The 26,557-nt window shown below is 76.0% G+C and carries 30 protein-coding genes; 12 read left to right on the forward strand and 18 right to left on the reverse strand.

Annotated elements, in window-relative coordinates; translation table 11 throughout:
- The first annotated feature begins 80 nt into the window (after window positions 1–80).
- The 4 genes from ACPPVO_RS36820 (at window position 81) to ACPPVO_RS36835 (ending at window position 2,994) form a co-directional block, all read left to right on the forward strand.
- Window positions 81–728 (forward strand): response regulator transcription factor, encoded by a 648-nt coding sequence (locus ACPPVO_RS36820; protein WP_426503168.1) that lies wholly within the window; start codon window positions 81–83, stop codon window positions 726–728.
- Complete coding sequence (locus tag ACPPVO_RS36825) at window positions 725–1,948, forward strand: HAMP domain-containing sensor histidine kinase (RefSeq protein WP_426503169.1); 1,224 nt, start codon at window positions 725–727, stop codon at window positions 1,946–1,948. Before ACPPVO_RS36820 ends, ACPPVO_RS36825 begins: the two co-directional genes overlap by 4 nt.
- A gap of 77 nt (window positions 1,949–2,025) precedes the next feature.
- Entirely contained in the window at window positions 2,026–2,214 is a 189-nt protein-coding gene (locus ACPPVO_RS36830) for a hypothetical protein (RefSeq protein WP_426503171.1), read from the forward strand.
- A 126-nt stretch (window positions 2,215–2,340) separates the two neighbouring features.
- Window positions 2,341–2,994 (forward strand): phosphatase PAP2 family protein, encoded by a 654-nt coding sequence (locus ACPPVO_RS36835; protein WP_426503172.1) that lies wholly within the window; start codon window positions 2,341–2,343, stop codon window positions 2,992–2,994.
- On the opposite strand, the gene ACPPVO_RS36840 is transcribed toward ACPPVO_RS36835, so the two are convergent.
- The 5 genes from ACPPVO_RS36840 to ACPPVO_RS36860 form a co-directional block, all read right to left on the reverse strand.
- A complete protein-coding gene (locus ACPPVO_RS36840) occupies window positions 2,914–5,388 on the reverse strand; it encodes an FtsX-like permease family protein (protein WP_426503173.1) in 2,475 nt (824 codons plus the stop codon). The genes ACPPVO_RS36835 and ACPPVO_RS36840 overlap by 81 nt on opposite strands.
- Window positions 5,389–5,417: 29 nt before the next feature.
- Entirely contained in the window at window positions 5,418–6,143 is a 726-nt protein-coding gene (locus ACPPVO_RS36845) for an ABC transporter ATP-binding protein (RefSeq protein WP_426503174.1), read from the reverse strand.
- Window positions 6,140–6,724 (reverse strand): PadR family transcriptional regulator, encoded by a 585-nt coding sequence (locus ACPPVO_RS36850; protein WP_426503175.1) that lies wholly within the window; start codon window positions 6,722–6,724, stop codon window positions 6,140–6,142. Before ACPPVO_RS36850 ends, ACPPVO_RS36845 begins: the two co-directional genes overlap by 4 nt.
- A 153-nt stretch (window positions 6,725–6,877) precedes the next feature.
- Window positions 6,878–7,759: an alkaline phosphatase family protein gene (locus ACPPVO_RS36855; protein WP_426503176.1), complete on the reverse strand. Its 882-nt coding sequence runs from the start codon at window positions 7,757–7,759 to the stop codon at window positions 6,878–6,880.
- 29 nt (window positions 7,760–7,788) lie between these two features.
- Window positions 7,789–8,196, reverse strand: coding sequence for a MarR family winged helix-turn-helix transcriptional regulator (locus ACPPVO_RS36860; RefSeq protein ID WP_426503177.1), 408 nt, complete (start codon window positions 8,194–8,196; stop codon window positions 7,789–7,791).
- 64 nt (window positions 8,197–8,260) lie between these two features.
- On the opposite strand from ACPPVO_RS36860, the gene ACPPVO_RS36865 reads away from it, so the two are divergent.
- Together ACPPVO_RS36865 and ACPPVO_RS36870 are read left to right on the forward strand one after the other, a co-directional pair.
- Complete coding sequence (locus tag ACPPVO_RS36865; protein WP_426503178.1) at window positions 8,261–8,737, forward strand: hypothetical protein; 477 nt, start codon at window positions 8,261–8,263, stop codon at window positions 8,735–8,737.
- Window positions 8,734–10,281 (forward strand): multicopper oxidase family protein, encoded by a 1,548-nt coding sequence (locus tag ACPPVO_RS36870; RefSeq protein WP_426503180.1) that lies wholly within the window; start codon window positions 8,734–8,736, stop codon window positions 10,279–10,281. The genes ACPPVO_RS36865 and ACPPVO_RS36870 overlap by 4 nt, the downstream gene beginning before the upstream one ends.
- Here the strand turns inward: ACPPVO_RS36870 and ACPPVO_RS36875 are convergent.
- The gene (locus tag ACPPVO_RS36875; RefSeq protein ID WP_426503181.1) at window positions 10,274–10,774 is read right to left on the reverse strand and encodes a sensor histidine kinase; all 501 of its coding nucleotides are present in this window, start codon (window positions 10,772–10,774) and stop codon (window positions 10,274–10,276) included. The two genes, ACPPVO_RS36870 and ACPPVO_RS36875, sit on opposite strands and share 8 nt — an antisense overlap.
- A gap of 4 nt (window positions 10,775–10,778) precedes the next feature.
- Entirely contained in the window at window positions 10,779–11,609 is an 831-nt protein-coding gene (locus tag ACPPVO_RS36880) for a HAMP domain-containing protein (protein ID WP_426503182.1), read from the reverse strand.
- Between the two features lie 81 nt (window positions 11,610–11,690).
- Here ACPPVO_RS36880 and ACPPVO_RS36885 point away from each other — a divergent pair, with 81 nt between their 5' ends.
- Window positions 11,691–12,572: an undecaprenyl-diphosphate phosphatase gene (locus ACPPVO_RS36885; protein WP_426503183.1), complete on the forward strand. Its 882-nt coding sequence runs from the start codon at window positions 11,691–11,693 to the stop codon at window positions 12,570–12,572.
- A 94-nt stretch (window positions 12,573–12,666) separates the two neighbouring features.
- Here ACPPVO_RS36885 and ACPPVO_RS36890 read toward each other — a convergent pair whose 3' ends face one another.
- The 4 genes from ACPPVO_RS36890 to ACPPVO_RS36905 form a co-directional block, all read right to left on the reverse strand.
- A complete protein-coding gene (locus ACPPVO_RS36890) occupies window positions 12,667–13,653 on the reverse strand; it encodes a lysylphosphatidylglycerol synthase transmembrane domain-containing protein (protein ID WP_426503184.1) in 987 nt (328 codons plus the stop codon).
- Between the two features lie 66 nt (window positions 13,654–13,719).
- The gene (locus ACPPVO_RS36895) at window positions 13,720–14,532 is read right to left on the reverse strand and encodes an ABC transporter permease subunit (protein ID WP_426503185.1); all 813 of its coding nucleotides are present in this window, start codon (window positions 14,530–14,532) and stop codon (window positions 13,720–13,722) included.
- A complete protein-coding gene (locus ACPPVO_RS36900) occupies window positions 14,519–15,427 on the reverse strand; it encodes an ATP-binding cassette domain-containing protein (protein WP_426503186.1) in 909 nt (302 codons plus the stop codon). Before ACPPVO_RS36900 ends, ACPPVO_RS36895 begins: the two co-directional genes overlap by 14 nt.
- Complete coding sequence (locus ACPPVO_RS36905) at window positions 15,424–16,305, reverse strand: hypothetical protein (RefSeq protein ID WP_426503187.1); 882 nt, start codon at window positions 16,303–16,305, stop codon at window positions 15,424–15,426. The genes ACPPVO_RS36900 and ACPPVO_RS36905 overlap by 4 nt, the downstream gene beginning before the upstream one ends.
- 66 nt (window positions 16,306–16,371) lie before the next feature.
- On the opposite strand from ACPPVO_RS36905, the gene ACPPVO_RS36910 reads away from it, so the two are divergent.
- Together ACPPVO_RS36910 and ACPPVO_RS36915 are read left to right on the forward strand one after the other, a co-directional pair.
- A complete protein-coding gene (locus ACPPVO_RS36910) occupies window positions 16,372–16,680 on the forward strand; it encodes a PadR family transcriptional regulator (RefSeq protein WP_360392349.1) in 309 nt (102 codons plus the stop codon).
- Window positions 16,677–17,378, forward strand: a complete 702-nt coding sequence (locus ACPPVO_RS36915) for a hypothetical protein (RefSeq protein WP_426503188.1) — start codon at window positions 16,677–16,679, stop codon at window positions 17,376–17,378. The genes ACPPVO_RS36910 and ACPPVO_RS36915 overlap by 4 nt, the downstream gene beginning before the upstream one ends.
- Before the next feature lies 1 nt (window position 17,379).
- On the opposite strand, the gene ACPPVO_RS36920 is transcribed toward ACPPVO_RS36915, so the two are convergent.
- The 4 genes from ACPPVO_RS36920 to ACPPVO_RS36935 form a co-directional block, all read right to left on the reverse strand.
- Window positions 17,380–18,306 (reverse strand): M56 family metallopeptidase, encoded by a 927-nt coding sequence (locus ACPPVO_RS36920; RefSeq protein ID WP_426503189.1) that lies wholly within the window; start codon window positions 18,304–18,306, stop codon window positions 17,380–17,382.
- Window positions 18,303–18,674 (reverse strand): BlaI/MecI/CopY family transcriptional regulator, encoded by a 372-nt coding sequence (locus tag ACPPVO_RS36925; RefSeq protein ID WP_360392358.1) that lies wholly within the window; start codon window positions 18,672–18,674, stop codon window positions 18,303–18,305. Before ACPPVO_RS36925 ends, ACPPVO_RS36920 begins: the two co-directional genes overlap by 4 nt.
- Window positions 18,671–19,354, reverse strand: a complete 684-nt coding sequence (locus ACPPVO_RS36930) for a response regulator (protein WP_426503190.1) — start codon at window positions 19,352–19,354, stop codon at window positions 18,671–18,673. Before ACPPVO_RS36930 ends, ACPPVO_RS36925 begins: the two co-directional genes overlap by 4 nt.
- An 85-nt stretch (window positions 19,355–19,439) precedes the next feature.
- Entirely contained in the window at window positions 19,440–20,729 is a 1,290-nt protein-coding gene (locus ACPPVO_RS36935; RefSeq protein ID WP_426503191.1) for a sensor histidine kinase, read from the reverse strand.
- 173 nt (window positions 20,730–20,902) lie between these two features.
- On the opposite strand from ACPPVO_RS36935, the gene ACPPVO_RS36940 reads away from it, so the two are divergent.
- From ACPPVO_RS36940 to ACPPVO_RS36950, 3 genes are all read left to right on the forward strand, one after another.
- Window positions 20,903–21,586, forward strand: a complete 684-nt coding sequence (locus ACPPVO_RS36940; protein ID WP_426503192.1) for an ABC transporter ATP-binding protein — start codon at window positions 20,903–20,905, stop codon at window positions 21,584–21,586.
- Window positions 21,583–23,874, forward strand: a complete 2,292-nt coding sequence (locus ACPPVO_RS36945; protein ID WP_426503194.1) for an FtsX-like permease family protein — start codon at window positions 21,583–21,585, stop codon at window positions 23,872–23,874. The genes ACPPVO_RS36940 and ACPPVO_RS36945 overlap by 4 nt, the downstream gene beginning before the upstream one ends.
- Before the next feature lie 70 nt (window positions 23,875–23,944).
- The gene (locus tag ACPPVO_RS36950) at window positions 23,945–24,163 is read left to right on the forward strand and encodes a hypothetical protein (RefSeq protein WP_426503195.1); all 219 of its coding nucleotides are present in this window, start codon (window positions 23,945–23,947) and stop codon (window positions 24,161–24,163) included.
- A gap of 12 nt (window positions 24,164–24,175) precedes the next feature.
- Here ACPPVO_RS36950 and ACPPVO_RS36955 read toward each other — a convergent pair whose 3' ends face one another.
- The 3 genes from ACPPVO_RS36955 to ACPPVO_RS36965 are packed head-to-tail and all read right to left on the reverse strand — an operon-like array spanning window position 24,176 to window position 26,453.
- A complete protein-coding gene (locus ACPPVO_RS36955) occupies window positions 24,176–25,111 on the reverse strand; it encodes an ABC transporter permease subunit (protein ID WP_426503196.1) in 936 nt (311 codons plus the stop codon).
- Complete coding sequence (locus ACPPVO_RS36960) at window positions 25,108–25,992, reverse strand: ABC transporter ATP-binding protein (RefSeq protein WP_426503197.1); 885 nt, start codon at window positions 25,990–25,992, stop codon at window positions 25,108–25,110. The genes ACPPVO_RS36955 and ACPPVO_RS36960 overlap by 4 nt, the downstream gene beginning before the upstream one ends.
- Window positions 25,989–26,453 carry a GntR family transcriptional regulator gene (locus tag ACPPVO_RS36965; RefSeq protein WP_426503198.1) on the reverse strand — a complete coding sequence of 155 codons (465 nt, stop codon included), beginning with the start codon at window positions 26,451–26,453 and terminating at the stop codon, window positions 25,989–25,991. Before ACPPVO_RS36965 ends, ACPPVO_RS36960 begins: the two co-directional genes overlap by 4 nt.
- Window positions 26,454–26,557 lie beyond the last annotated feature (104 nt).

The following is a 26,557-nucleotide window of genomic DNA, read 5'->3' on the forward strand; positions in this document are numbered from 1 at the left end:
CATCTACGCGCGGGCCCGTGACACGGGCGCTACCCGCCATGTCGGACGGATGTCATGCGCGGCGGCGCACAATGGGCGGCATGCGGGTGCTGGTGGTCGAGGATCACGCCACGCTTGCCGCGCGGATCGGCGAGGGGCTGCGCGACGCGGGCATGGCGGTCGACGTCGTGCACGACGGCGGCGCCGCCCTCGCCCGCGCGGCGGAGACCGGCTACGACGTCGTCGTGCTCGACCGCGACCTGCCGGTCGTGCACGGCGACCAGGTGTGCCGCGCCCTGGCCGCCGTCGACGGCGCACGCATCCTCATGCTGACCGCCGCGTCCGGGGTCGACGACCGCGTCGACGGGCTGGAGCTCGGCGCCGACGACTACCTCGGCAAGCCGTTCGCCTTCCACGAGCTCGTCGCCCGGGTGCGGGCCCTGGCCCGGCGGGCCCCGTCGGCACCGCCGGTCGTGCGCCGCGGCGACCTCACCGTCGACCGGGCCCGGCACCGGGCCAGCCGCGCCGGGCGGCCGCTGTCGCTGACGCGCAAGGAGTTCGGCGTGCTGGAGATGCTCGTCGCCGCCGACGGCGCGGTGGTCAGCGCCGAGGAACTCCTCGAGCACGTCTGGGACGCCCACGTCGACCCGTTCAGCAACATCGTCTCGGTCACGCTGACCCGCCTGCGGCGCAAGCTCGGCGCCCCGCCGCTCATCGAGACCGTCGTCGGCAAGGGCTACCGGATGTGAGACGCCCCCGACTCACCGTCCGCGTCCGCCTGACGCTGCTGTACACGCTGCTGTTCGCGCTGTGCGGCGTCGCCCTCGTCGCCATCACCTACGGGCTGCTCGCCGCGAGCCTGCAGCAGCCGGCCGCCATCGGGACCGCCGACAAGCCGGGCAAGAGCACTCCGGCCGGCCAGACCGACGTGCCGCCGCAGGAGTTCATCGACGCCTGCAAGCGCATCCTCAACGGGCAGCCGACCGAGGACCAGAACCTGCGCAACAAGTGCCAGCGGGCCTACGAGGAGGGCGTCATCGCCGGCGTCGAGTCGCAGCGCGACGCCACCCTCGACTCGCTGCTGTGGCAGTCGGGGCTGAGCCTCGGCGCCGCGACGCTGCTGGCCGCCGTGGCCGGCTGGTTCGTCGCCGGGCGGGTGCTGCGCCCGGTGCACCGGCTCACCGCGGCCGCACGGGCCGCCACCGAGCACAACCTGTCGGCCCGGGTGGCCCTCGGCGGCCCGCGCGACGAGCTGCGCGAGCTCGCCGACACGTTCGACGGGATGCTCGACCGGCTCCAGCGCTCGTTCGAGGGGCAGCGGCAGTTCATCGCCAACGCCAGCCACGAGCTGCGCACGCCCCTCACCGTCATGCGCACCAGCGTCGACGTGGTGCTGGCCAAGCCGCACGCGACCGAGGCCGAGCTGATCGGCATGGCCCGCGACGTGCGGGCCGCCGTCGAGCACGCCGAGATGCTGATCGAGGCGCTGCTGACCCTGGCCCGCAGCAACGGCGGGCCGGCCGTCAGCGAACCGACCGACCTCGCCACGGTGGCCGAGGACGCCCTCGACGGCATCGACCTGCGCGACCGCCGGACCCACCTGGCGCTGGAGCCGGCCACCACGCTCGGCGACCCGATCCTCCTGGAACGGCTCGCCGCGAACCTCGTGGACAACGCGGTGCGGTACAACGAGCCCGGCGGCGACGTGTGGCTCACGACCTCCACGGTGGACGGACACGTCCGGCTGGAGATCGCCAACCGGGGTCCGATGGTGACCCCGGAGTCGGTCGGGGCGCTGTTCCAGCCGTTCCGCCGCCTGCACGAGCGGACCAGCGCGGACGGCTTCGGCCTGGGCCTGACGATCGTCGCCGCGATCGCCGAGATCCACGGCGGGACGGTCCAGGCCCGGCCCAACCCGGGCGGCGGCCTGCGGGTCACGGTGACGCTCCCGGCCGACCCGGGCACCTGAGGGAAATATGAAGATAAGAATTGTGTCAGAGGCGCGGTGACCCGCACCGCGATACCGTTCCGGCCGTTGGTGAAACGGTGGACGACAGCTACGCAGATGCGTTTCAGAAGGGGCGCGGGTTCTCGATGCTGACCCCCGGCTGGTACGAGCGGCCGGGGCTGCGCCGGGCCGCCCCGGCGCTGGACACCCTCGCCGGCCGCGTGCCGGGCAGCGCGCCGTGGGCGGTGAACGTGGTCTACGCGGCGCGCCGGACACATCCTCGATAGGTACCAACTACAGCATGTCGGAGTTACGCTTGCCGTATTCACGCCATTGTTGAGAAGGCGGTCGATCGGCGGGCCGTCGCCGTTGTCCTCGCGCTGGCCTTCGCCACGCTGACCGGGCTCGTCGCCGTGCGCTTCGGCCCGCTGGTGCGCGGGGACGCCGCGGTCAGCGGGGCCGCCCTGCGGTTCGCGACCGGGCATCACGCCTGGCGTACCGTCATGTCCGCCGTCACCCACAGCGCCGACACCGCCGTGCTGCTGATCGCCCTGCCGGTCGGGGTGCTGTTCGCGCTCGCCCGCCGCGACCGGGCCGGGCTCGCCTTCCTGCTCGGCGCCTCGGCGGTCGCGACCGCGGCCCGGCTCACGGTACTGGCGCTGGTGCACCGGCCCCGGCCGGCCGAGCGGCTCACCGCCACGGCCGGCTGGGCCTACCCGTCGGGGCACACGACCTCGGCGACCGTGGCCGCCGGGATCGTCGTCGTGCTGCTCTGGCGGCTGATGCCGGGCCCCCGGGCCCGGGCGGCGCTGGTCGGCGCCGCCGCGGGGTGGGCCGGGCTGGTCGGCATCAGCCGCGTGGCGCTGACCGCCCACTGGCCGACCGACGTGCTGGGTGGCTGGCTGCTCGCCGGATCGGTCCTCGCCGGCGTCGGCGCCGCGCTGCGCCCCGTGTTCACGCCGTCGCCGGGCCGCCGGCGGCTCGGATCACTCCAGCGCCTGGCGGGCGATGCCGCGCGCCTCCCGGCCGACCAGGAGCCAGCCGCCGAGGTACGCGACCACCGGTAGCCCGACCAGGATCGCCGCCAGGTTGAGCAGCGGCGGATGGCCCAGCCAGTGCGCCTCCCGGTGGTACCAGGCCAGCATCGCCAGGTACGCGCACCCGGTGCCGATGACCGCCCCGCACAGGGCCAGGGCCCCGGCCGTCGCCGCGGTGAGGGCGCGCCGGGTGCCGCGCCGGGCCCCGGCCGCCGTCAGGGTGCGCAGGTCCCGGGCCGTCTCGCTGCGGATCAGGCCGACCGTCATGGCGAGCACGCCCAGCGCGAGCGCGATGCCGGCCGCGGTGACCTGGTCGGCCAGCCGGGCCTCGTCGCCCCCGGTCGGGCGCGACTCGACGCTGAGCCCGCCCGCGGCGGCGGTCTGGGTGGCCTTGTCGAGCTGGGCCGTGGTCAGCGCGCCGGGCGCGTCGACGAGCCAGCCGAGGGGGACCGCGGCGTAGTGCAGCCGCTCCATGCCGTGCGCCGTGATGAGCACGTTGGGCAGGGACGCGTAGTCGGGCAGCGTCACGTGCTGCAGGACCGGCTGGACGCGGGGACCGCCGCGGCCGCCGCCGGCCAGGTCGTAGCCGGCGATGCTCGCCCGCGGCGTGAGCAGGTCGGCGTCGGCGTCGACGCTCGCCGGGTCGATGCCGTAGTACGCCAGCAGCTCGGGCGTGGCGACGAAGATCCCGATCATGTCGTCGCTGCTGTACATCACGCCGCCGGGCGAGCCGGGGCCCGGGTCGTGGGGCTTGGCCAGCGTGACCGGCGGACGGCCGCCCCGCTCGAGCGGCACGTTCGGGTCGGAGACGCCCATCAGCGGGACCGTCGCGGTGGCGTGCAGGTCCGCGGCGATCGCATCGGCCTGCTTGCGCAGCGCGTCGGCCTCCGCCGGCGCGACGACCGGCACCGGGCCGAAGATCCTCTCCTGCGACACCCACACGACGATCTGGTCGCGGGGCAGGTTGCCGCCCGTGGGCGCGGCGGCCTTGGCCACGGTGACGGCGGCGCCGAGGGTCACGACCGCGGCGATGCCGACGGCGAGCGCGATCGCGGCCAGCGCGGCGCTGGACCGGGAGCGGTACCGGGTCAGGTCCCGCATCGCCAGCCGGGGCGCCAGGGGTGCCCGCCGGGCCAGGCGCCCGACGGCGGCGATACCGACCGGGGCGAGCAGCAGCAGGGCCACCGCCGTGGCGAGCACGCCGCCGATGATGAACGGCGGCTTCGTCTGCTGGGCCAGGTACAGCGCGGTCAGGCCGGCCGCCAGCAGGACGACGCCGAGGGCCGCGAACCGGTGGGCCGGGCGGGGCGAGGCCGGACGGGCGGAGAGCGCGGCCACGACCGGCACGCGGGCGGCCGCCCGGGCCGGCCACCACGCGGCGGCGACGGCCGCGACGATCGCCAGCAGCACGGCCAGCAGGACCGTCGTCCAGGGCAGCGCGAACCGGTCGATGCGGTGCCCGAGCGGCGTCTCCAGCAGCGGGCTCAGCGCGATCCAGCCGGCGCTGCCCAGGACGGCGCCGGCGAGCGAGCCGGCGGCGCCGACGACCGCGCCGTTGGCCAGCAGCGCCAGCCGGACGTGCCGGTGGCTCGCGCCGATCGCGCCGAGCATGCCGAGGGCCCGCAGCCGCCGCTGGGCCATCACGGTGAACCCGGCGCCCGCCAGCAGGCTGACGAACACCAGCCCGATCGTGGCGAGCATGAGCACCATCACCTGGGCGGTGCCGTTGCCGTCCGAGCGGAGCTGGGTCGACGCGCCGGGCGGCCGCGCCCCGGCCCGGTACTCGTCCGAGGACACCCGCAGCAGCACGTCGACGTGGTCGACGGCGGCCGTCTGCCCCGGCGCCACGAGGGCGAACGTGTCCCGCAGGTTCCACGGGTTCTCGACCACGCCCACGACGGTCCGCGCCCGGCCGTCCTGGTTCCAGGGGCCGCCGAGGTGCAGGCCGAGCAGGCTCGCCGCGCGGCCGGTGACGGCGACCTCGCCGGGCCCCTGCGGCCAGTGGCCCTCGTCGAGGCGCAGCATCGTCCCGCCGTACACCCCGCGCGGGTCCTGGGCGCGCAGGTCGATGCCGTTGGCCGAGCCGGGCACCGCGATGTGCTTGGTGTGCTCGATGACGTCGACGGTGCCGAACGAGCCGCGCAGCGTGGCGACGCCGGACGCGATCCGGTCGCCGGTGCCCTCGAGCGTCACCAGGTGATCGGCGGTGCCGAAGATCGCCGCCTCCGACGGGGCGCTCGTGGCGATGCCGAGGCCGGCGGTGGTGGCCGCCACGGCCAGGGCCAGCAGCGCCAGGACGATCAGCTGCTGGCGCCATTCGCGCCGGAACAGCCGCCAGGCCCACCGCGCCACCGCCCGCCGCGCGGGCATGCCGCCGTGGCCGGTGCCGAGCACCAGCGGCCGGTCCCGCACCGCGACGCTCATGGCGGGACCTCCGCCTCGCTGCGTACCGCTCATCGGGCGGCCTCGCCGGTCAGCAGCGAGTCGGGCCCGGGGCGCGGGGCGGTACGGTCGACCACGCTCCCGTCGCGGATGAACAGGACCCGGTCGGCCCACGAGGCCAGCTGCGCGTCGTGGGTCACCATCACCGCGGCCAGCCCCCGCTTGCAGGCGGCCAGCATCATCCGCATCACGGCCTCGCCGTTGGCCGAGTCCAGCGCGCCGGTGGGCTCGTCGGCCAGCATCAGCCGCCGGTCCCCCACCACCGCCCGGGCGATCGCCACCCGCTGCCGCTCGCCGCCGGAGAGCTGGTCCGGGAACCGCGACGCGCGCTCGGCCAGGCCGAGCTCCTCCAGCGCGCGCAGCCCGGCCGCCCGCGCCTTGCCGGCCTTGATCCCGTCGAGCTCCAGCGGCAGGGCCACGTTCTCGGCGGCGGTGAGGCCGGGCAGGAGGTTGAAATCCTGGAAGACGTACCCGATGGCGCGCCGCCGCAGCCGGGCCCGGTCGTCGCGGGACATCTCCGACAGCGGCTGCCCCGCGATCAGCACCTCGCCGGCCGTCGGCGACTCGAGAGCCCCGGCGATGGTCAGCAGCGTGCTCTTGCCCGAGCCGCTCGGGCCCATGACCGCGACCAGCTTGCCGGGCTCGACGGTCAGGTCCACCTCGCGCAGCGCGTGGACCTCGTCGGTGCCGTCCAGGTAGGTCTTCGACACCTGCCGCAGCTCCAGCACCCCGCTCATCGCCGCACCCCCGCCCGCCGCCGGATCTGCGGCCCCGCGGCGGCCCGCGCCGGGGCGGGCGGTTCGAGCGAGGCCCGCTTGAGCCGGCCGTCGGCGGTGTCGAGCCAGCGCACGACCGAGTCGAGGCGGTAGAGCTCGGCGTCGACCACGAGCGCCAGGCTCAGGTCGAGGTCGCCCTCCTCCTCCTTGAGGCGGGTCCACTGCTGCATGAGCTCGACAAGGTACCGCCGGTGCTCCTGGATGACCTCGTGGACGTCGACGCCGGGCAGCCGTACCGCGATCAGGACCTTGATGACGAGCTCGTCGCGCGGCGGCGAGGCCAGGTCGGGCGGCGTGCGCAGCCAGGTGGCCAGCTCCTCGGCCCCGTCGGCGGTGATCTGGAAGCCCTTCTGCGGGCCCGGCTCGGCGTCGTCGTCGGACTCGACGAGGCCGTCGCGCTCCAGCCGCTGCAGGGTCGTGTACACCTGCCCGACGTTGAGGGGCCACACCTCGCCGGTGCGCGCCTCGAACTCCTCGCGCAGCTGCAGCCCGTACTTGGGCCCTTCCTTCAACAGCGCCAGCAGCGCGTACCTAATGCTCATGCCGCCCCCGCACTCGATATCATGCGCCGTAGCATACTGAGTATATTGCCGGTTGTCCACGGCCGGGAGGGCTCACCCGCCCCGGAGCGTTTGTAGCGGCCTGACCACGACGGCGTCGACGCCCGGCGCCCGCGGCCCGGGCGTCGATCCGTTTCAGCCGCTCACGCCGAGCGGCGCCGCGGTCGCCGCTGCGCCCAGGGGGGTCAGGCCGTAGCGGTCCTCGATCGTCCGTAGCACCGAGTAGTGGTCGACCCGGCCGGTCCGGGGGCCCGGGGTGACGCCGGCGCCCGCGACGAGGGTCAGGATCCGGTTGCCGGCGCGGCCGTCGTCCTCGTCGAACGTCACGATGAGCCAGCTGTCGTGCGTGCCGGCCCAGCGCACGTACGCGTCGAGGTGCGCGCGGGCCCAGGCGTCGCCGGTGGCGATGCCGCAGTCGTGCATGTCGTTGCACAGGTTCGGGATCAGGAACGCGACGGTCGGCAGGCTCGCCGGGTCGGCCGGCCACGCACTGAAGGGCTGGTTCGCCTCTGCGGGCACGGTGTCGAAGTCGGCCCAGGGGTTGTGCTTGGCCGCGTACCGCCCGCTGGAGCAGCCCCGGAACCCGGGTGCGGGCAGGTCCTCGGAGTATCCGGTGAAGGTGCGGCCGGTCGCCTGCAGCTGCTGGGCGAGGTTCGGGGCGGCGCCCGCGCGTACCGGGCAGTGGTCGTCGGTGACGCCCTGCGTCGAGCCCGAGAACAGCGCGAGGTAGTTCGGCTGGCTCGGGTGGGTGATGCCGTGCGCGTCGGTGAACACCGCGGCGCGGGCCATGAGGGTGTTCAGGTACGGGGCGTCGGCGCTGCCGGCGATCTGCCGGTCGGCCTTGTTCTCGAACACGACCACGACGACGTGGCCCGGGGCCGCCGGCGATGCGACCGGTGGCGCGGACCCGGATGCGGGCGGGGTCGTTGCCGCCGGAGGCGCGGGCGTCGTCGGTGCCGGCGGCGCGGGCGTCGGCGCGTTGCCGCAGCCGGCGACGAGGCACAGGAGTGCGGCCATCGCCGCGGCTCTACGACCCATATCAGCCACTATGCCTCGATGAAGCGGCGCAGGTGGTCGCGCAGGCCGTCGCGTTCCTCGGGCGTCAGGTGCGCCAGGAGCTCGTCGTTGACCCGGGCCGCCACGCGTTCGGCCTCGGCGAAGCGGGCGCGGCCGGCGTCGGTCAGCTCGACCACGTTCACGCGCCGGTCGGTCTCGGTCGCGCGGCGCACCACCAGGCCGCGGGCGGCCAGCTCGTCGATGGTGCGGGTCATCGTGGACTTGTCGCTGCCCGTCGCCCCCGCGAGGCGGCGCTGGTTCGCGGGGCCGCCCCGGTGCAGGTTGAGCAGCACGCCGAAGTGGCGGCCCTCGATGTCGAGGGGGACCAGCGCGGCGGCGAACGCATCCGCGGCCCGCTTGGCGGCGAGGCGGAGCAGGGGGCCGAGGCTGTACTCCATGCGGGCAGTATAGTCGCACCTGATACAGTCTCACATGAGAACATCTTAACTGAGAGGAGACGGCATGCGCTGGCCGTTCCGGGTCGCCATGAGCACCGCGGCGGTGATGCTGTTCGACCAGGCGGTGTTCGCCGGGCAGTTCCTCGCGGGCACGTTCGGGGCGCTGCACACGCATCGGGCGAACGCGACGTACAGCGGGATCGCGGTCCTCATCGCCGCGGCGGCCGGGGTGCTGATCCGGTGGCCGGGGCGGGGTCCGCTGTGGCCGGCGTTGGCGTGCCTGGGGCTGTTCGGGCTCATCGCGCTGCAGATCGCCGTCGGGTTCGCGCGGATGCTCACGGTGCACGTGCCGCTGGGCGTGGGCATCATCGGCCTCGCCGCCGCGCTGGCAATCTGGTCGTGGCGGCCCGCGGAAAACGCAGAACGGCCCTCGGAAAGCCCCGGGCGGGCCGCGGAAAACGCCGGGCGGGCCGCGGAAAACGCCGGGCGGGCCGCGGAAAACGCCGGGCAGCCCGCGGAAAGCGCCGGGCGGGCCGCGTGAGGCGCCGCACGCTGCTCGGCGCGCTCGCCGCCGCGGCCGGGGTGGCGGTGCCGTTCGCCGGCGGCTGGCGCGGCTCGACGTCGACCGGGTTGCTGCTGCCGAGCCGGCGACCGCTGCCGCCGCCGTTCGCCGTGCCGCTGCCCATCCCGCCGGTCCTGCGGCCGGTGCGGACCGACGCCGATGGCGAGCACTACGAGGTGGTGCAGCGGGTCGCCCGGGCCGGGATCCTCCCCGGCGTCGCGACGGAGATCTGGGGGTACAACGGAAGCTTCCCCGGCCCGACAATCGTCTCGCGCTCGGGGCGCCCGATCGTGGTGCGCCACCGCAACGAGCTGCCGGTGCCGACGGTCGCGCACCTGCACGGCGGGCGCACCCCGGCCGCGTCCGACGGCTACCCCACCGACCTGCTGCTGCCCGCGGGCGGCGGCGGCAACCATGCGGCGCACATGCCGGGAATGTTCGACGAGCACGCCGTCATCCGGACGGGCGAGCGCGAGTACCGCTACCCGATGCGCCAGCCCGCCGGGACCCTCTGGTACCACGACCACCGCATGGACTTCACGGGCCCGAGCGTGTGGCGGGGCCTGGCCGGCTTCCACCTCGTCGCCGACGCCGCCGAGGACGAGGTCCCGTTGCCGCGGGGCGGGCGGGACCTGCCGCTGATGCTCGTGGACCGCTCGTTCGGGCCCGACGGCGAGCTGCAGTACCCGAGCCTCGACCCGGCGCTGGTCCGGCCCGGCGTCCGCGACGGTTTCGGCGCGGGCGTGCTCGGCGACGTGATCCTGGTCAACGGCGCGCCGTGGCCGGTCGCCGAGGTGGACGGCGCCCGTTACCGGCTGCGGCTGCTCAACGCCTCCAACGCCCGCCGGTACCGTCTCGTCCTCGACCCGCCGCCGCCCGGCGGGGGCGGGTTCGTGCAGGTCGGCGCGGACGGCGGGCTGCTGGAGCGGCCGGTGCGCCACGACGCGGTCGAGCTGGCTCCGGCGCAGCGGTTCGACGTGGTGGTGGACTTCGGCCGGTACCGCACCGGGCAGGAGGTCACCGTGGTGAACGCGTTCGGCGCCGGCGGTACCGCCCGGGTCATGCGTTTCCGGGTGGTCCGCGCCGCCGCCGACGACACCGCAATCCCGGCGACGCTGCCCGGGGAGCCGGGGTTGACGCCGGGGCGGGGCGTGCCGGCGCGCACGATGCGGTTCCGGCACGACGTCGTCGGGGGCCGGCCGGGCTGGACCGTCAACGGCGTGCCGTTCGCGCCGGACGCGGTGCACGCCCGGGTCGGCCGGGGCGCGGTCGAGGTGTGGCGGCTCACGAGCGACTTCCACCACCCGGTGCATCTGCACGGCGCCACGTTCCGGGTGCTGGCCCGCAGCAACTCGGGGCCGGGGGCCTACGACGCGGGGTGGCGCGACACGCTGGACCTGCGCCCGGCCGAGCAGGCGACGATCGTGGCGCGGTTCGGCGAGGAGCCGGGGCGGTACGTCATGCACTGCCACAACCTCGAGCACGAGGACATGGCGATGATGGGCAACGTCGTCGTCACCTGAGCCGCAGCCGCAGCAGCGCGCCGCCGGCCGGGGACTCCTCGATGGTCAGCGTTCCCCCGTGCGCGGCGACGATGTCCCGCGCGATGGGCAGCCCGAGCCCACTCCCCCCGCCGGCGCGCGACCGATCCTCGTCCAGCCGGACGAACCGGTCGAAGACCCGATCCCGATCGACCGGGGCGATTCCCGGCCCGTCATCGGACACCGTGATTTCGGCGGTACCGTCGTGAGCCTCCACCGTCACCTCCACGATGGACGCCGCATGCCGGGCCGCGTTGTCCAGCAGATTCCGCAGTACCCGCTGCAGATGGTGCGGGTCCCCGCTCACCCGCACCGGCGCCGACCGCGCCGTCACCTTCAACCCCGGCCGCTCCGCGGTAAGCCGCTCCCGCTCCAGGTACACCAGGTCGTCGAGATCCACGTCCTCCCGCCGCAGCTGCAACCCCTTCTCATCCACCCGCGCCAGCAACAGCAGATCCGAGATCAACCGCGCCATCCGATCACTCTCCCGCCGCATCCGCACCACATGCGGACCTTCCCCCCGGCAGATCCAACCCCGCCAACACCGTCGACAACGGACTCCGCAACTCATGCGACGCATCCGCCACAAACCGCCGCTGCGCCGCCGCCCCCGCCTCGATCCGATCCAGCATCCCGTTCATCGTCACCGCCAACGCCGCAATCTCATCCCCCGCCGGCGCCACCGGCAACCGCGTGTGCAAGTTCCGCCCCGTGATCGTCTCCGCCTGCCGCCGCATCGCATCCACCGGCCGCAACGACCGCCCCACGAACAGAAACGTCGCGACACCCACGATCACGGTGAGCAGCGGCAGGCCGACCGCGAGGGCGCCGACCGCGGCCTCGGTACCGTCGTCGATCTCGTCGATGGACTGCCCGACGAGCACCGTGCCGGTGGCCAGGCCCAGCGCGGTGATGCGGAAGTACTCGTCGTGCCCCACCGGCAGCCGCCGCTGTTCCCGGCGCGTCTGCCCGGCCGGCGGGCGCAGGGACGAGATCGGCGGCGCGCCCGCGAGCAGCGTCGAGGCGCGCAGCACCCGGCCGTCGGGGCCGAGGACCTGCACGACGGTACGGTCGCGCAGGGAAGGCTGGATCACCGCCGCGAGCGCGGCCTCGTCGTCGACCGCCCCGGCGACCTGCGCGGCGCGGTCGCCGGCGCTCTGGTCGACGTTGCCGGTGAGGATGACCCGCGCGGCGGCCACGAACGCGACCCCGGTCAGCACGGACGCGACGGCGACGACGGCGGACGCGGCGAGCGCCGAGCGCATACGCACCCCGAGCCGCTGCCGAATCCGCTCCGCAAGCCTCCTCACCGGCCCGACGCTACGGCCGCGCTCCTGAACGGGGCCTGAATTCAAGGTGCTCTCAGCATCGCGCGGTCAGCATCGCGGATCATGCACCTGTTGACGTACCCGGAAGCGATAGTCGTCGGCATCCTGCAGGGCGTGACCGAGCTGTTCCCGGTGTCGAGCCTGGGCCACAGCGTCCTGCTGCCCGCGCTGATCGGCGGCCGCTGGGCCCGCGACCTGAGCGTGTCCGCGCCCGAGTCGCCGTATCTGGCGTTCGTGGTGGGCCTGCACGTGGCCACGGCGCTCGCGCTGCTGGTGTTCTTCTGGCGGGACTGGCTGCGCATCCTCGCCGGGTTCGCGACGTCGCTGCGGTACCGCCGGATCGTCACCCCGGAGGAGCGCCTCGCGTGGATGATCATCGTGGCCACCATCCCGGTGGGCGTCACCGGACTGCTCCTGGAGCACACGTTCCGCACGGTGCTGGGCCGCCCCGCGCCCGCGGCCGCCTTCCTCGCCGTCAACGGCGTCGTCCTGCTCGGCGCCGAACGGCTCCGCCGCGCCGCGCCGGCCGCGGACCGCACCATCGGCGACCCGGACGAGCGGCTCGCGTCCGGGTCCTTCGCCCGCGCGCTGCAGATCGGCTGCGCCCAGATCCTGGCCCTGCTGCCCGGCATCAGCCGGTCCGGCGCGACCATGGGCGCGGGCCTGCTCAAGGGCCTGTCGCACGAGGACGCGGCCCGGTTCTCCTTCCTGCTCGCCACCCCGGTCATCCTCGCCGCGGGCGTGCTGAAGCTGCCGGACCTGTTCGGCCCGCTCGGCGCCGGCATCCACGGCCAGGTGCTGGCCGGGAGCCTGGCCTCCTTCGCCGCCGCCTATGTGGCGGTGCGGTTCCTGACGCGGTACTTCGAGCGCCGCACGCTGACGCCGTTCGCGTGGTACTGCATCGGCGCGGGCCTGCTCAGCCTGGCGTGGCTCACCCTGCGCTGAACCGGTCAGGAGACGTCGCGGTACTGCTGCGCAGCCGCGACACGATGATGCGAGCATTCCGGTGCCGCGGTGCTGAGAGCGGGTTGCATGCGCCTCAGCCGGCGGCCGCGACGAGGCGGGGCCCGGCGGCGGGGGCCTTGGCCGAGCGCCAGCACGCCAGGCCGATCGGCAGGTCGATCCAGCACGACAGGATGCGGTACAGCAGCACCGCCGCCGCGGCCGGCGCGGCCGGCGCGCCCGCCGCGGTGAGGGCGACCAGCAGGCTCGCCTCGATGACGCCGATGCCGCCCGGGGTCGCGGGGATCTGGCGGATCAGCTGGGCCACCAGGTACCCGGTCGCGATCGTCGTCGCGGGCACGGTCAGCCCGGCGGCGCGCACGGTGCACACGAGGGTGGCGACGTCGGCGAGCCAGTTCAGGACGGCCAGCGCGAGCACCGCCAGCCAGCGGCCGGTGGGCACGGTGCCGGCGAGGACGAGCGTGTGCCGCAGCGTGGCCCGGGCCCGGGCGAGCCGGCCGGCGTCCGCGGCGACGTCGGGCTCGAGGACCGCGGCGGGGCCGCCGGCGCGGCGCACGGCCCGGGCGTGGAGGACGACGAGGACCGCGAGGGCGGCCGCGGCCGTGACGATGCCGAGCGTGGCGACGGACGGGCGGGCGAGGACGAGCAGGTTGCCGGCGTACAGCAGCGCCAGGCCCGCGAGCGAGGCCGCGCCGGACAGCAGCATCACGGCCGCCGCGACCGCGCGGGGGGCGCCGCGGGCGCGGAAACGGCCGAAGGCGTACCCGGCCGAGACCGCCGAGCCGGCCGGCAGGGCGGCCGCCATCGCCGAGCGGGTGTAGGTGAGCCCGAGCGAGGACGCGGGCCCCATCCGCACCGCGAACGCGGCCAGCAGGTGCCGCTGCTGCTCGGAGAACGCCACCATCGCCAGCAGCGCCAGCCCGGCGGCGGCCGCGAGCCGGCCGAGGCCGGCGGTGCGCAGAGCCCGCCCCGTCTCCGTCAGCGAGGGCAGGTGGCCGCGCAGCTCCAGCGCGGCCACCACGACGCCCACGACGAGCAGTGCGGTTCGCCAGTACCGTCTCACGGCGATCACTCTCGGCCGCGGCGTTAAGAGGTTCGACGAGCGCCGGTTAAGAGTTTCGTAAGAGCCTCACGCGGCCGGGTCCCGCCGCCGCAGGACGAGGGCGGCGACCCCGGCCGCGACGGCGACGGTGCCGAGCTGGACCGCCGCGCCCGGGCCCAGGTGCGCCGCGGCGGCCGGGTCGAACAGCGCCGGCCAGTCCTGCCAGTAGTGCACGGGCAGCGCCACCGCGACGGCGTGCAGGAGCCCGCCGCGCGAGGTCGCCTGGCCGTTGAGGATGCTCGCCACCACCACGAAGGCGATCGCCACCGCGACCGCCTCCGCGCCGCGGGGCAGGAGCAGGCCGAGGGCGAACGCGATCGCGGCGATGCCGAGCAGGCACAGCGTGAGGTAGCCGCACGCGGCCAGGACGCGCCCGAGCGCGGCGCCGGTGGACAGGTTCGCGGCGCCGACGACGTGGAACGGGTGCCAGCCGAAGACGGCCAGCCCGGTGACGACGCCCGCGGCGAAGACCGAGGCGACCGCGGCGGCGGTGGCGATCACGACCGCGGCGAGCTGGCCGGCCAGCAGGCGGCCGCGGGTGACGGGGGCGACGTAGAGGTACCGCAGGATTCCCCAGTCCCGATCGGCCGACCCGATGGCGGCGGCCAGCATCGCCACCACGATCGGCAGCAGCAGCGGGCCGGTGAACTCGAGGCTCGCCATGGCGTGGTTCAGGGCCGAGTACGGTGCGGCGCCGAACAGCCCGTCCTGGCCGTTGAGCCGTTTCCCGGCCGACGAGGCGGTGGCCAGCCCGGCGACGACGGGCAGGGCCGCGAGGGCGGCGAACGCGATGAGGGTACGCAGTCGCAGGAGCTGGGTGGTGAGCTCAACCCGCAGCATCGGCGGTCCCTTCGGTGATGGCCAGGAAGACGTCCTCGAGCGACCGGCCGGCCCGGCGGGCCTCGGCGACCCGGACGCCGCCGGTGACGAGCGCGTGGACCAGGTCGCCGGCGGGCACGCCGGGGGCGGTGACGACGAGCTCGCCGCCGTCGAGCGCGACGCCGGTCACCCCGGGCACCGCGCGCAGGAGGCCGGCCGCGCGGTCGGCGGCGTCGACCCGGATGCGGTAGGCGCCGCCGTCGCCGAGCAGGGCCGCCAGGGGGCCGGCGGTGACGAGCCGGCCGTGGTCCATGACGACGACGTGGGTGGCGACCTGCTGCACCTCGGCCAGCTGATGGCTCGACACGAGTACCGCGGCGCCCCGGCCCGCGAGGGTGGCGAGGCGCTCGCGCAGGGCGCGGACCTCGGCCGGGTCGAGGCCGTTCGCGGGCTCGTCGAGGATGAGCACCTCGGGGTCGCGCATCAGCGCCTGGGCGAGGATCAGCCGCTGCCGCATGCCCATCGAGTACCGCTTCACCTTCCGCTCCAAATGCCCGCCGAGCCCGGCCAGCGCGAGGGCCTCGTCCAGGGCGGGCGGCGGCCACGCGCGGCGGGTCGCCGACCACAGCAGCCGCAGGTTGGCCCGGCCGGTCAGGTGCGGGACGAACGCCGGGCCGTCGATGAGCACCCCGACGCGGCGCAGCACCCCGGCGCCGAGCCCGACCGGCTCCCCGAGGATCTCGGCGCGGCCCTCGCTCGGCGTGGACAGGCCGGCCAGGACGCGCATCGTGGACGTCTTCCCGGCCCCGTTCGGCCCGAGCAGCGCGCAGACCTGCCCGGGCTCGACCGTGAAGCTGAGCCGGTCGACGGCGGTACGGCGGCCATAGCGTTTCGACAGCGACTCGACCCGGATCATGCGGCGGTCCGGCGCACCATGACGGCCGCGGTGACCGCCGCCGCGGCCAGCCCGGCCCCGACGGTCAGCGCGACGAGCAGCGGCACCGAGCCGACCGGGCCGGCGGCGACCGCCGTCCACAGCGGGTCCCGGAACGCGGTCGTCAGCACGAGACCGGCGGTGCCGGCCAGGACCGCGGCCTCGGCGACGCGGGCACGGCGGGAGCGGGCGGGCCGGGCGATGAACCCGGCGACGGCGTTGGCCACGACGCAGAAGGCGAAGTTCGTGGCCGTCTCGACGAGCAGCGCCCACGCGATGAGCAGCGGGTTCGTCCAGCCCTCGCCGATCGCCTGGGCGCCGATGACGGCGGCCGCGGCGAGCACGCTCAGGGTCACGAACACGGCGGTGGCGTGCGCGCGGACCCACTCGGCGCGTTCGGGGCCGAGGAGCGGGACGTCGCCGAGCCAGTCGGGCCGCGCGGCGCCGCGCGGGGCCCGGCGCCGCCACAGCGCGGTCGCGGCCGCGACGGTCGCGAGCGACAGCACGGCCAGGCCGACGATCAGGACCGTGGTCGATCCGTTCCAGGCCGGGGCGTACGCGCGGGTGGCGACGGCGGCCCACTCGGCGGCGAGGGTGCCGCCGACGACCGCGGTCAGGGCCCCGGCCGCGCGGGCGGTCTGCCGCGCGCGGCCCGGGCCGCTCGGAGCCCGCCGGGCCGCGAGCCGCACAAGGATCGCCAGCGCGAGCATCGGCACGGCGAAGAGCGCGAACGACACGAAGACGTCGGGGGGATCGTCCTGCCACGGGCTGGCGGCCCGCACGGCCTTGTCCTGGGTGGCGAGGAGCGTCATCGCCTCGAACGCCGCCCCGAGTGCCAGCACCGCCCATATCAGCTTCATGGTCGGTCATAGTACGCGCCTCGTAGTACATGACAAGTAGTACTCGGCGTGTAGTAAGGTGGGGTCGTGCACAGCACCGACGCGCAGATGGTCGTGCTCACCGTGCTCGCGGACGGCCCGCGGCACGGCTACGCCATCAACACCGCAATCGAGGAGCTCACCGGCCGGCGGCTCGGGCCCGGCAGCCTGTACGGGGCGCTGGCCCGGCTGGAGGCCCGCGGGCTGATCGAGCCGGTCGCCGACGACGCCGCGCCGGACCGGCAGCGGACCATGCGCATCACCGACGTCGGCCGGGACACGCTGCGCGCGGAGCTGGAGCAGCTCGCGCGGGTCGCCCGGGCCGGGCTGCGCGCCCTGGGAGTGGATCCGGCATGACCGCCCCCGATCTCATCGTGGCGCTGTACCCGCCCCCGGTCCGGGAGCGCTGGGGCGACGAGATCGGCCGCGAGATCGACGAGCGCGGCGCCCGCTCCTGGGCCGACGCGATCGGCGGGGCCCTGCGGCTCTGGCTGCACCCGAGCGACTGGCCGGAGACCACGGCCGGGCAGACCCGCCGGGTGCTCACGGCGGCGCTGTTCGCCGTGGTCGCCGCGGTCGCCCTGCTGCTGCGGGCCTCCGCGCCGGCGGGCGCCTGGTGGCTGGCCCCGATCCTCGCCGGGGCCCTGCTCGCCGCGCCGCTGCCCCGCCTTCGGGCGCTGCCGGGGATCGCCGCCGCGTCGGTGCGGACCATGGCGGCCCCCACGGCGGGCGGCCTCGCCATGATCGCGCTGGCCAACAGCGGCCTCGTGGACCGGCCGGCCGGGTTCGCCGCGGTGCTGCTCCTTGCGTACTACTGGGCCACCCTGGCGTTCATCGCGGTGCGGCTGTGCACCCTCGTCGCCCGGGTGCTGCGGCTCGGGATCGTGCCGACCCGCCGCCGGCTGCGGGCGGCGCTCCTGCTCGTCGGCGCGGGGACCGCCCTCGCCGCCGCGCAGTGCCTGCTCGCGGGCGGGCTCCTGGTGACGGTGGTCCTGGCCGCCCTCGCCGCGGTGGCCCTGCACGCCGGCCAGGACCTGCGCGGCCCGGCCCGCTGACTCAGCCCACCGGCAGCCACGCGCGGAGGAGCTCGGCGAACTCCACCACCGCCGCAACCGTCACCGCGAGCGCCAGCCCGGCCACCACCGACGACCCGGTGACCGCCGGACCCCCGCCCCGCCGCCCCGCGGACCCGGGCCGCACCAGGGCCTCCACCCGCCGCACCGTGCTGGAGCCGTCGAAGCCGAGCCCGGCCCCCGGCCCGTGCGCGGCCAGCGCCACCTTCGCGATCGTCCGGGCGACGAGCCGCCGATCCCCGACCGCCCGGGCCGCCTCCTCGTCGGCGCTGCGCTCCACCAGCAGCCCGACGGCGGACTCGACCGGCCCCAGCAGCGGGTTGACGGCCGTCGCCACCGCTGCGAGCGCCGCCGTGCGGTGATGGCCGTGGCGCAGGTGCGCCCGCTCGTGCGCGAACAGCACGGCCCGCTCGCGCGCGTCGAGCAGCCGCAGCATGCCGCTGGTCACCAGCACGTGACCGCGGCGGCCCCGGCCGGGCGGCACGGCGACCGCGCGCGGGCTGTCCCAGTCGGCGACGAGCAGCCCGCCGTCGGCGCGGCCGGCGGCGTGCAGGTCGCGGGCCACGGCGAGGCGATGGCGCAGCCGCACGGTGAGCCGGCCCCCGGCCCAGCCCAGCAGCAGCGCCGCGGCGACGGCGACCGGGTCCGGGACGGGTTCGGGCAGCGGGCGGCCGCCGGCGCCGGACAGGTGCGCGTACCGCTCCAGCGCCGGCAGGTCGTCAGCCAGCGTCGCGGCGACGAGGACGAGGCACACCGCGCTGCAGGCCGCGGTGACCAGCGCGCCGATCGCGAGCGCGCGGGCGGCCCGCTCCGGACGGCCGGACCGGGCGGCGCGGCGGGCCAGCGGCCGCAGTACCCCCGGCAGCAGCAGCATCGGCAGGAGCAGCGGAACCTGGACGAGCCAGGTCACGCCGGGCCGTCCTGCAGGAGCGCCCGCAGCAGGTCGGCGTCGGCGGGCTCCAGGCCGGCGGTGAACTGGCGCAGCACCGCCTGCCGGTCGCCCGGGCCGTCGAGCGCCGCCCGCATCCGCCGGGCCGCCGCGGCCTCGCGGTCCTCGGCCGGGAAGTACTCGTAGCCGCGGCCGCCGTTGAGGTTGGCCCGCCGCCGCGCCAATCCCTTCTCCAGCAGCCGGGTGAGGATGGTCTGGACGGTGTTGTACGCCAGGCCGCGGCCGAGCTCCCGCTGCACCTGCACCGGCGGCAGCGGACCGGCGGCGGCCCACAGCACCGCCATGACGTCCGACTCGAGCGAGCCCCAGGCCCGCCGCTCCGCGCTCACCCGGACAGATTATCGGAGCCGGGAACGACCAGCCCGGTCTCGTAGGCGGCGATGATGGCCTGCGCGCGGTCCCGGACGCCGAGCTTGCCCAGGACCCGGGTGACGTGCGTCTTCACCGTCGTCTCGCCGATCCGCAGGCGCGCCGCCAGCTCGGTGTTGCTCAGGCCGCGGGCGATGAGCCGGAGAATGTCCAGCTCCCGCGGGGTCAGCGCGGACAGGTCGCGGTGCGGCACGGCACCGTCCTGGTGCCGGGCGAAGCGCTCCACCAGGCGGCGGGTGACGCTCGGGGCCAGCAGCGCGTCGCCGGCCTGGACGGTGCGCACCGCCGCGACGAGCCGGCCCGCGCTGGCATCCTTGAGCAGGAACCCGCTCGCGCCCGCGCTGAGCGCCGCATACACGTACCGGTCCAGGTCGAACGTCGTCAGGATGATGATCCGCGGCGGGTCCGGGTGGCCGGTGAGGATGCGGCGCGTGGCCTCGAGACCGTCCATGCCGGGCATCCGGACGTCCATCAGTACGACATCGGGGCGGGTCCGGCGCACCGCGTCGACGGCTTCCGCGCCGTCGGCCGCCTCCGCGACGACCTCGATCCCGTCCGCGCCGAGGATCAGCGCGAACCCGGTGCGGACCAGCGCCTGGTCGTCGGCGATCACCACGCGCAGCGGGCCGGGCGCGGTCACGCCCCCTCCTCGCTTCGCTCGTCGGCGGCCTGACCGTCAAACTGAGCCAGCTGATGCCCGGCCCCTCCGCTTCGCTCCGGACCGGTCATGGGCGCTCCACCGGGATCGTCGCCCGCACCCGGTAGCCGCCGCCGTCCAGCGGCCCGTGCTCCAGGCTGCCGCCGTACACGGCCAGCCGTTCCCGCAGGCCGATCAGCCCGCGGCCGGTGCCGGCCGGCGCCGACGGGCCGGGCGTGCCGCCGCCGTCGGTGGCCTCGACCCGCACCGCCGCCGGCGCGTGCTCGATGACGATGCGCACCGCGGCGCCGGCCGCGTGCTTCACGGCGTTCGTGAGCGCCTCCTGGACGACGCGGTACGCGGCGAGGTCGATCCCCGCCGGCAGCGGCCGCGGATCGCCGCGGACGGTGACCTCGACGGGCGTGCCGGCGGCGCGGACCCGGGCGACCAGCGCCGGCACCCGGTCCAGGCCCGGCGAGGGCGGCTCGACCTCCGGCTCGTCGGCCCCGGGCTCGTCCTCCATCGTCAGCAGCCCCATGACGTGGCGCAGCTCGTTCATCGCGGCGCGACCGCCGGACTCGATCGCCGCCAGCGCCTCCTCGGCCCGGTCCGGCGCCAGCTTCAGCACCCGCCGGGCCGCGACCGCCTGCACCACCATGACGCTCACGTTGTGGGTGACGACGTCGTGCAGCTCCTGGGCGATGCGGGCCCGCTCGCGCTGCACGGCCAGCGCGGCCTCGGCCTCCCGCTGCCCCTCGGCCAGCCGCACCCGCTGCTGCAGGGCGTGCACCGCGTTGGCGGCCAGCCCGACCGGCACCAGGATCAGGACGAGCAGCAGGGCGGGCTGGTTGATCGGCAGGCTGCCGCGGTGCAGCACCAGCACCAAGCCGCCGAGCAGGACGCTGACCGCGGCGGGGACGCGGTACGGGCTGTGCATCACCGCGCTGTAGGCGGCGACGACGCAGGCCGCGAACGTGAACAGCGGATCGCCGAAGCCGGGCGAGCGGTGGTACATCAGCACCGCCAGCAGCACCACCCAGAAGACCGCGAGCGGGTACCGCCGGCGGGCCGCCAGGGGCAGTGTGGCCAGCGCGACCAGCAGCCCCCACAGCAGCACCTGGGGCCACGCCATCGACGGGAAGTACGGCACGAGCCGGTCGGGCGCGCCGGTCGCCCCGGGCGGGAGCGGCGGGGGCGGGATCGGGTCCCCGGTCACCGTCACCCGCCCGACGCCGTCGACCTGCGCGCCGAAGCCGATGAACGCCCCGCCCGCCAGCCCGACCGCGATCACGACGTCGGCGACGACCGCCCAGCGCGACAGCGCCGGCGGGGTCACCGCGCCGGTCTGCAGTCGTTCGCGGATCGTCGCCAGGCCCACCGGACCAGTCTTGCAAACCGGCCCGGCCGGGGCATCGTCCGTCCGGCAGCGCGGGCGGACCGCGAGTCGTACATCCCCGGTATGACGCCGCTGCATCGTCGTACCGGCGGACCGCCCGATCTCGTAGCGCAGATCGACGCGCGGCACCGGGCGTGGCCCATAGCGTCCGGGGCATGAGCATGATCGAGGCCCGCGACGTCGCCCGGGCGTTCGGCACGACCCCGGCCCTGCGCGGCGCGAACGTCGCCGCGGCGCCGGGCGAGATCCTCGCCGTGACGGGGCCCAGCGGCTCCGGCAAGTCGACCCTGCTGCACTGCCTGTCGGGCATCTTCCGGCCCGACCGGGGCGAGGTGTACTACGACGGGCGGCGGCTCGACACGCTGCCCGAGCCGGCCCGCACGATGCTGCGGCGCACCGCGTTCGGGTTCGTGTTCCAGTTCGGCCAGCTGGTGCCGGAGCTGACCGTCGCGGACAACATCGCCCTGCCGCTGCTGCTGAACAAGGTCCGCCGCGGCGCCGCGTACGCGACGGCGGCGGGCTGGCTCGAGCGGCTCGGGCTCGGCGGGCTCGGCGGCCGCCGCACCGGCGAGCTGTCCGGCGGCCAGGCGCAGCGGGTCGCCATCGCCCGCGCGCTGGCGATCCGCCCGCGCGTGCTCTTCGCCGACGAGCCGACCGGCTCGCTGGACTCGGCCACCGGCGACGCGGTGATGGACGTGCTCGTCGGCCTCGCCCGCGAGGAGGGCGTCACGGTCCTGCTGGTGACCCACGACGGCCACGTCGCCGGCTACGCCGACCGGCGCGTCGTCGTGCGCGACGGCCTGGTGCACGCGGCGACCGAGGCGCAGGCCGGCCGATGATGATGCTCCGCCTCGGCGCGCGGCTCGCGCTGCGCAGCGGCCGGGAGGCCCTCATCCGCCTGGCACTGGTCGCGGCCGCCGTGGCCGCCGGCGTCACCGTCCTGCTCGGCGTCCTCGCCGAGCTCAACGCCTTCCAGGCCACCGCCGGCACGCAGTGCTGGCAGTGCACGACCGGCCGCCCGGCGACGGCGTCCGGCCCCGAGCTGTGGCACTACAGCGAGGACTACTACGCCGGCCGGGTCGTGCAGCGCCTCGACGTCGCCGTGTCGGCGCCGGACGCGCCGGTGGTGCCGGGCCTGGCCCGGATGCCCGCCCCCGGCGAGTACTACGCCTCCCCCGCGCTGGCCCGTCTCCTGGCCGCGACGCCGCCCGACGAGCTGGCCGACCGCTTCCCGGGCGCGCTCGCCGGCACGATCGGCGACCCCGGCCTGACCCGCCCCGGCGACCTGGTCGTCGTCGTCGGCCACGCGCCCGGCGACCTCGCCGCGCGGCCGGGCACGCAGGTGGTGGACGCCCTCTCGACCCGCTCGCACGTCGACGGCACCACCGGCCTCTACCGGTACGGCCTCGGCATGGTCGCCGTCGGGCTGCTCTTCCCCCTGCTCACGCTCATCGGCACCGCGACGCGCCTGGCCGCGGCCCGCCGGGAGGAGCGCTTCGCCGCGTTCCGGCTCGTCGGCGCGACCACGCGGCAGGTCGGCGTCATCGCCTCGGTGGAGGCGCTCCTGGGCGCGGCCGCGGGAACGCTCGGCGGCCTGATCCTGTTCCAGCCGCTGCGGCCGGTGATCGCGCGGCTGGCGCTGGACGGGCCCCCGTACTTCGGCCGGCTGGTCGCGCCGAGCCCGGCCCAGTACGCCGCCGTCGCGGCCGGCATTCCGCTGGCGGCCGCGCTCGCCGCCGTCCTGTCGCTGCGCCGGGTGCGGATGTCGCCCCTCGGGGTCAGCCGCCGGGTCACACCCCCGGCGCCGTCGGCGTGGCGCCTGGCCCCGCTGCTCGTGGGTCTGGTGCTTTTTGCGGCGGTACCCGTGGTGCTCGACCGGCAGCCGGCGCGCCCGCCGGCCGCGGGCTTCACCGCCGGCCCGAGCGGCGCCGCGCTGCCCCTGGCCCTGCTCGGCCTCGTGCTCACCATGCTCGGCCTCGTCCTCGCCGGACCGTGGCTGACCGGCCGGGGCGCGCGCATCGTGGCCCGGCTGGCCCGGCGCGCCCCGGCGCTGCTGTCGGCCCGGCGCCTCGCCGACAACCCGAAGGCCGCGTTCCGCTCGGTGGGCGGCCTCGTCCTGGCCGTGTACGTCGGCACGGTCATCGCCTGCGTCGTCCCCGCGGTCGGCGCCGGCCTGCACTCGGCCGGCGGCGGCACGCTCGACGAGGTACTGCGGGTGTCGTTCGTAGCCGAACCGGACCCCGACGGCCACAGCGCGGTGCCGGGCCTCGCGCCCGACGACGGGCAGGCGCTGGTGACCCGGCTGCGGAGCCTGCCGGGCGTCGCGGTGCTGCCGCTGTACGCCCCCGAGCGGCAGCTGACCGGGTACGCCTGCGTGAGCGAACACGCCTGCGGCCCGACCGAGGCGGCGATCGCCTGCGCCGACCTGGCCCCGTTCCCGGCGCTGGGCCGCTGCCCGGCCGGCGTGCCGGCCATCCGCCCGGAGTTCGGGCTGCTCCTCAGCCACGACAACGTGGCCGCGCTGCCGCTGCCGTTCGCCGGCGAGGACACCCCGGCGTACGCCACGGACCCGGCCGCCCAGCCGCTGGAGGCGCTGCTGGTGCGCACGGCGAGCCCGGCGACCCTCGAACGGGTCCGGACGCTGCTCGGCGGGTACACCGCCCAGGCCGGCGCCACCAGCGCGCCGAAGACGATCGGCGAGAGCATCCGGCTGCGCGAGGCGCTGTACCGGCAGGTCCAGCGGGCCGCCCTGGCCGTGGTCGCGGTGACGCTGCTCGTCGCCGGGTGCAGCCTGGCCGTGGCGGTCGGCGGCGGCCTCGTCGAGCGCCGCCGCCCCTTCACGCTGCTGCGCGTGGCCGGCACCCCCGCGCCCGTCCTGCTGCGGGTGGTCCTGCTCGAGTCGGTGGTGCCGCTGACGCTCGCCGCGGCGGTCGCGCTCGCGGCGGGCGCGGGCACGGCCGCGTCGGTCACGCACACGCTGCTGCCGGGCGCGCACGGGCTCGCGTGGCCCGGCGCCGGGTACTTCGCCACGCTCGCCGCGGGCCTGCTCGCCGCGCTGGCGGTCGTGCTGTCGGCGCTGCCGCTGCTGCGCCTCCTGACCGAGCCGGACAACGCCCGGTTCGAGTAGCGCTACGATCGGCGGGTGGGCGACCCGGCCCCGGCGGCTTTCGAGCCTGGTCCGGGCCGGGACCGCCGTCGTGGGCGTCTGCGGCCCGCGGCTCGGCGCGTTGCCGGCCGCGGCGCTGTCGCGCACGCTCGCCGCCCTGCTGACCGGCGTGTTCGACCCGCCGCCGGACCGGCTGACCGTCCCCTGGCCGTACCTGCTTGCGGGGCTGATGCTGAGCCTCGCCGCGGCCGGGGCGGCGACCGTGGTGTCCGCCCGGCGGCCGCCGCTCTCCGTGCTCCGCGACCTCTGAACGGGCCCCGGCTCAGATCGGCCGGCGGCGCAGCCACCACAGCGTGGCGAGCAGGAACAGAACCGCCGCCGCGACGAGCCAGCTCGCGTCGATCGCCTGGAAGGCCCAGAAGCGCGAACCCGGCTCGTACCGCATCCAGGTCGTGTAGTCCGCCTGCGTCCACGTGAGGTCCCCGGCGTGCAGCGCGACGACCGCGTTCCACTCGGCGTCGGACAGGCGGTGGCCGGAGGCGTCGACGACCCAGCTGTCCACGACCCACGAGCGGCCGCCGTGGCCGAGGCCGGTGCCGGTGCCCTCGGCGAGCAGCGGCGCGGCGAAGTGCGGGCGCAGGAGGTACCAGTCGCCGAGGAACACCGCCACCCATGCCGCCCCGGTCACGAACATCGCCACCACGGTGCGGCGCAGCACGGCCCCGGCGAGCAGGCCGAACGCGAAGCAGAACAGGGTCGCGGCGGCGAGGTAGACGCCGTCGGCCTGGTACGGCCACGGCGCGAGCCGATCCTTCACCACCGTGATGGGCGTGTACCACCAGTGGAAGAACGCGCTGAAGGCGAGCGTCACGGCCACCAGCGCGCCACCGAGCAGCGCCACCTTCGTCAGCAGCAGCCGGCGCGGCGTGATGCCCTGAGTCCAGGCGAAGCGGAACGTGCCGGCCTCGTACTCGCGGGCGAGCAGCGGCGCCCCGACGAACATGCCGAGCAACCCGGGTAGCAGCGCCAGGAACTGGGTCCACAGGCCCCAGCGCTGCGCCTGCTCGGCGAAGACGTTCAGCTGCAGCGCGGTGCAGCCGGACCGGCAGGCGTCGATGCCCAGCCGGTGGTACGACTGGCGGATCGGCGCCCCCGTGAGCACCAGCAGGAGCACGAGAGCCAGCAGCACGGCCGCGCTCGTGAGCAGGGCGGTGCGGTGCAGCCGCCACGTCGGCCACAACGCGCGCGGGCGGCTCACCGGGTCACCAGCTCGCGCGGGCCGGGCAGCGCGGACGCGTCGGAGCGCAGGTACGCGAGGATGAGCTCGTCGAGGCCGACCGCCCGGCGCTGCCAGCCCGGCGGGGGCTCCGGGTGCGGCGTGCCCGTGCGCACCAGCAGGTGGGTCTGCGCGGCCCCCTCGACCCGGGACACGAGCGCATGGGCCGCCAGGATCTCGCCGGCGCGGTCCGGCGGCCCGGTCAGCAGCTGGTGCCGGGCCAGGAGGTCGTCGACGTCGCCGGCCAGCCGGACCCCGCCGTCGCGCAGCACGACGAGGTAGTCGCAGGCCCGTTCCAGCTCGGCCAGGTTGTGCGAGGAGAACACCACGGAGATCTCGTGCTCGACGACGGCCGAGAGCAGCGTGGCGAGGAAGTCGTGCCGGGCGAGCGGGTCCAGGCGCGCCAGCGGCTCGTCCAGCAGCAGCAGCTCCGGCCGCTTGCCCAGGGCGAGCGCCAGCGCGACCTGGGCCTGCTGGCCGCCGGAGAGGGTGCCGAAGCGGCGGCGGGGCGACAGGCCGAGCGCCTCGACGCGCCGCCAGGCGGCCGCGGCGTCCCAGCGCGTGTTGAGGTGCTCGCCGAGGCGGAGCAGCTCCCGGATGGTGAGGCTCGGGTACAGCGCCGCGTGCTGGTCGACGAAGCCGATCCGGTCGCGGCGGGCGCCCGGTTCGGCCCCGAGGACCTCGATCCGGCCCGCGCTCGGGCGGCGCAGCCCGATCGCGAGCTCCAGCAGCGTGGTCTTGCCGGCGCCGTTGGGCCCGACGAGGGCGACGACGCGGCCGGCCGGGACGGCGAGGGTGCAGTCGTGCAGGGCGACAGTCCGCCCGTACCGCTGGGTCAGCCGGAAGGCCTCGACCGCGTTCATGCCGCACCCCCATGCCGGCGCCGGGCCGGTGCCGGGTCCGCGTCCGCCGGGGCCGCGCCGGCCTCCTCGTGCAGGACGCTCGCGACGAGGGCGCCGATGCCGCCGTGGTCGAGCCCGGCCGCGCGGGCGTCGCGCATCCAGGCGACGAGGCGGCGCCGCAGGGACGCGTGCCCGGCGAGGTCGACCACGGGCAGTGTGCCCCGCACGAAGGTGCCGACGCCCTGCTGCGCGGTGACGATGCCGCGGGTGGTCAGCTCGCGGTACGCCTTCTGCACCGTGTTCGGGTTGATCGCAAGGGTCTCGACGACGTCGCGGATGCGCGGCAGCTGGTCGCCGTCGCGCAGCACGCCGAGCCGGAGCGCCTGCTCGACCTGGTGCACGAGCTGCAGATAGGTCGGCACGCCGGAGCTGGGATCCAGGACGAAGCGGACTTGCGGAACGTCGACTTTATCTAGTTCCATAGTTAAAGGGTAAAGTGACCGAAGTCCGCGCGTCAACGGAGGAGACATGCGCCTGATCCGCTGGATCGGCCTCGGCCTGTGGGCCGGGAGCTGGGTCCTCATGG

It is taken from the genome of Dactylosporangium sp. McL0621 (genome assembly GCF_049995355.1).
GTDB lineage: Bacteria > Actinomycetota > Actinomycetes > Mycobacteriales > Micromonosporaceae > Dactylosporangium.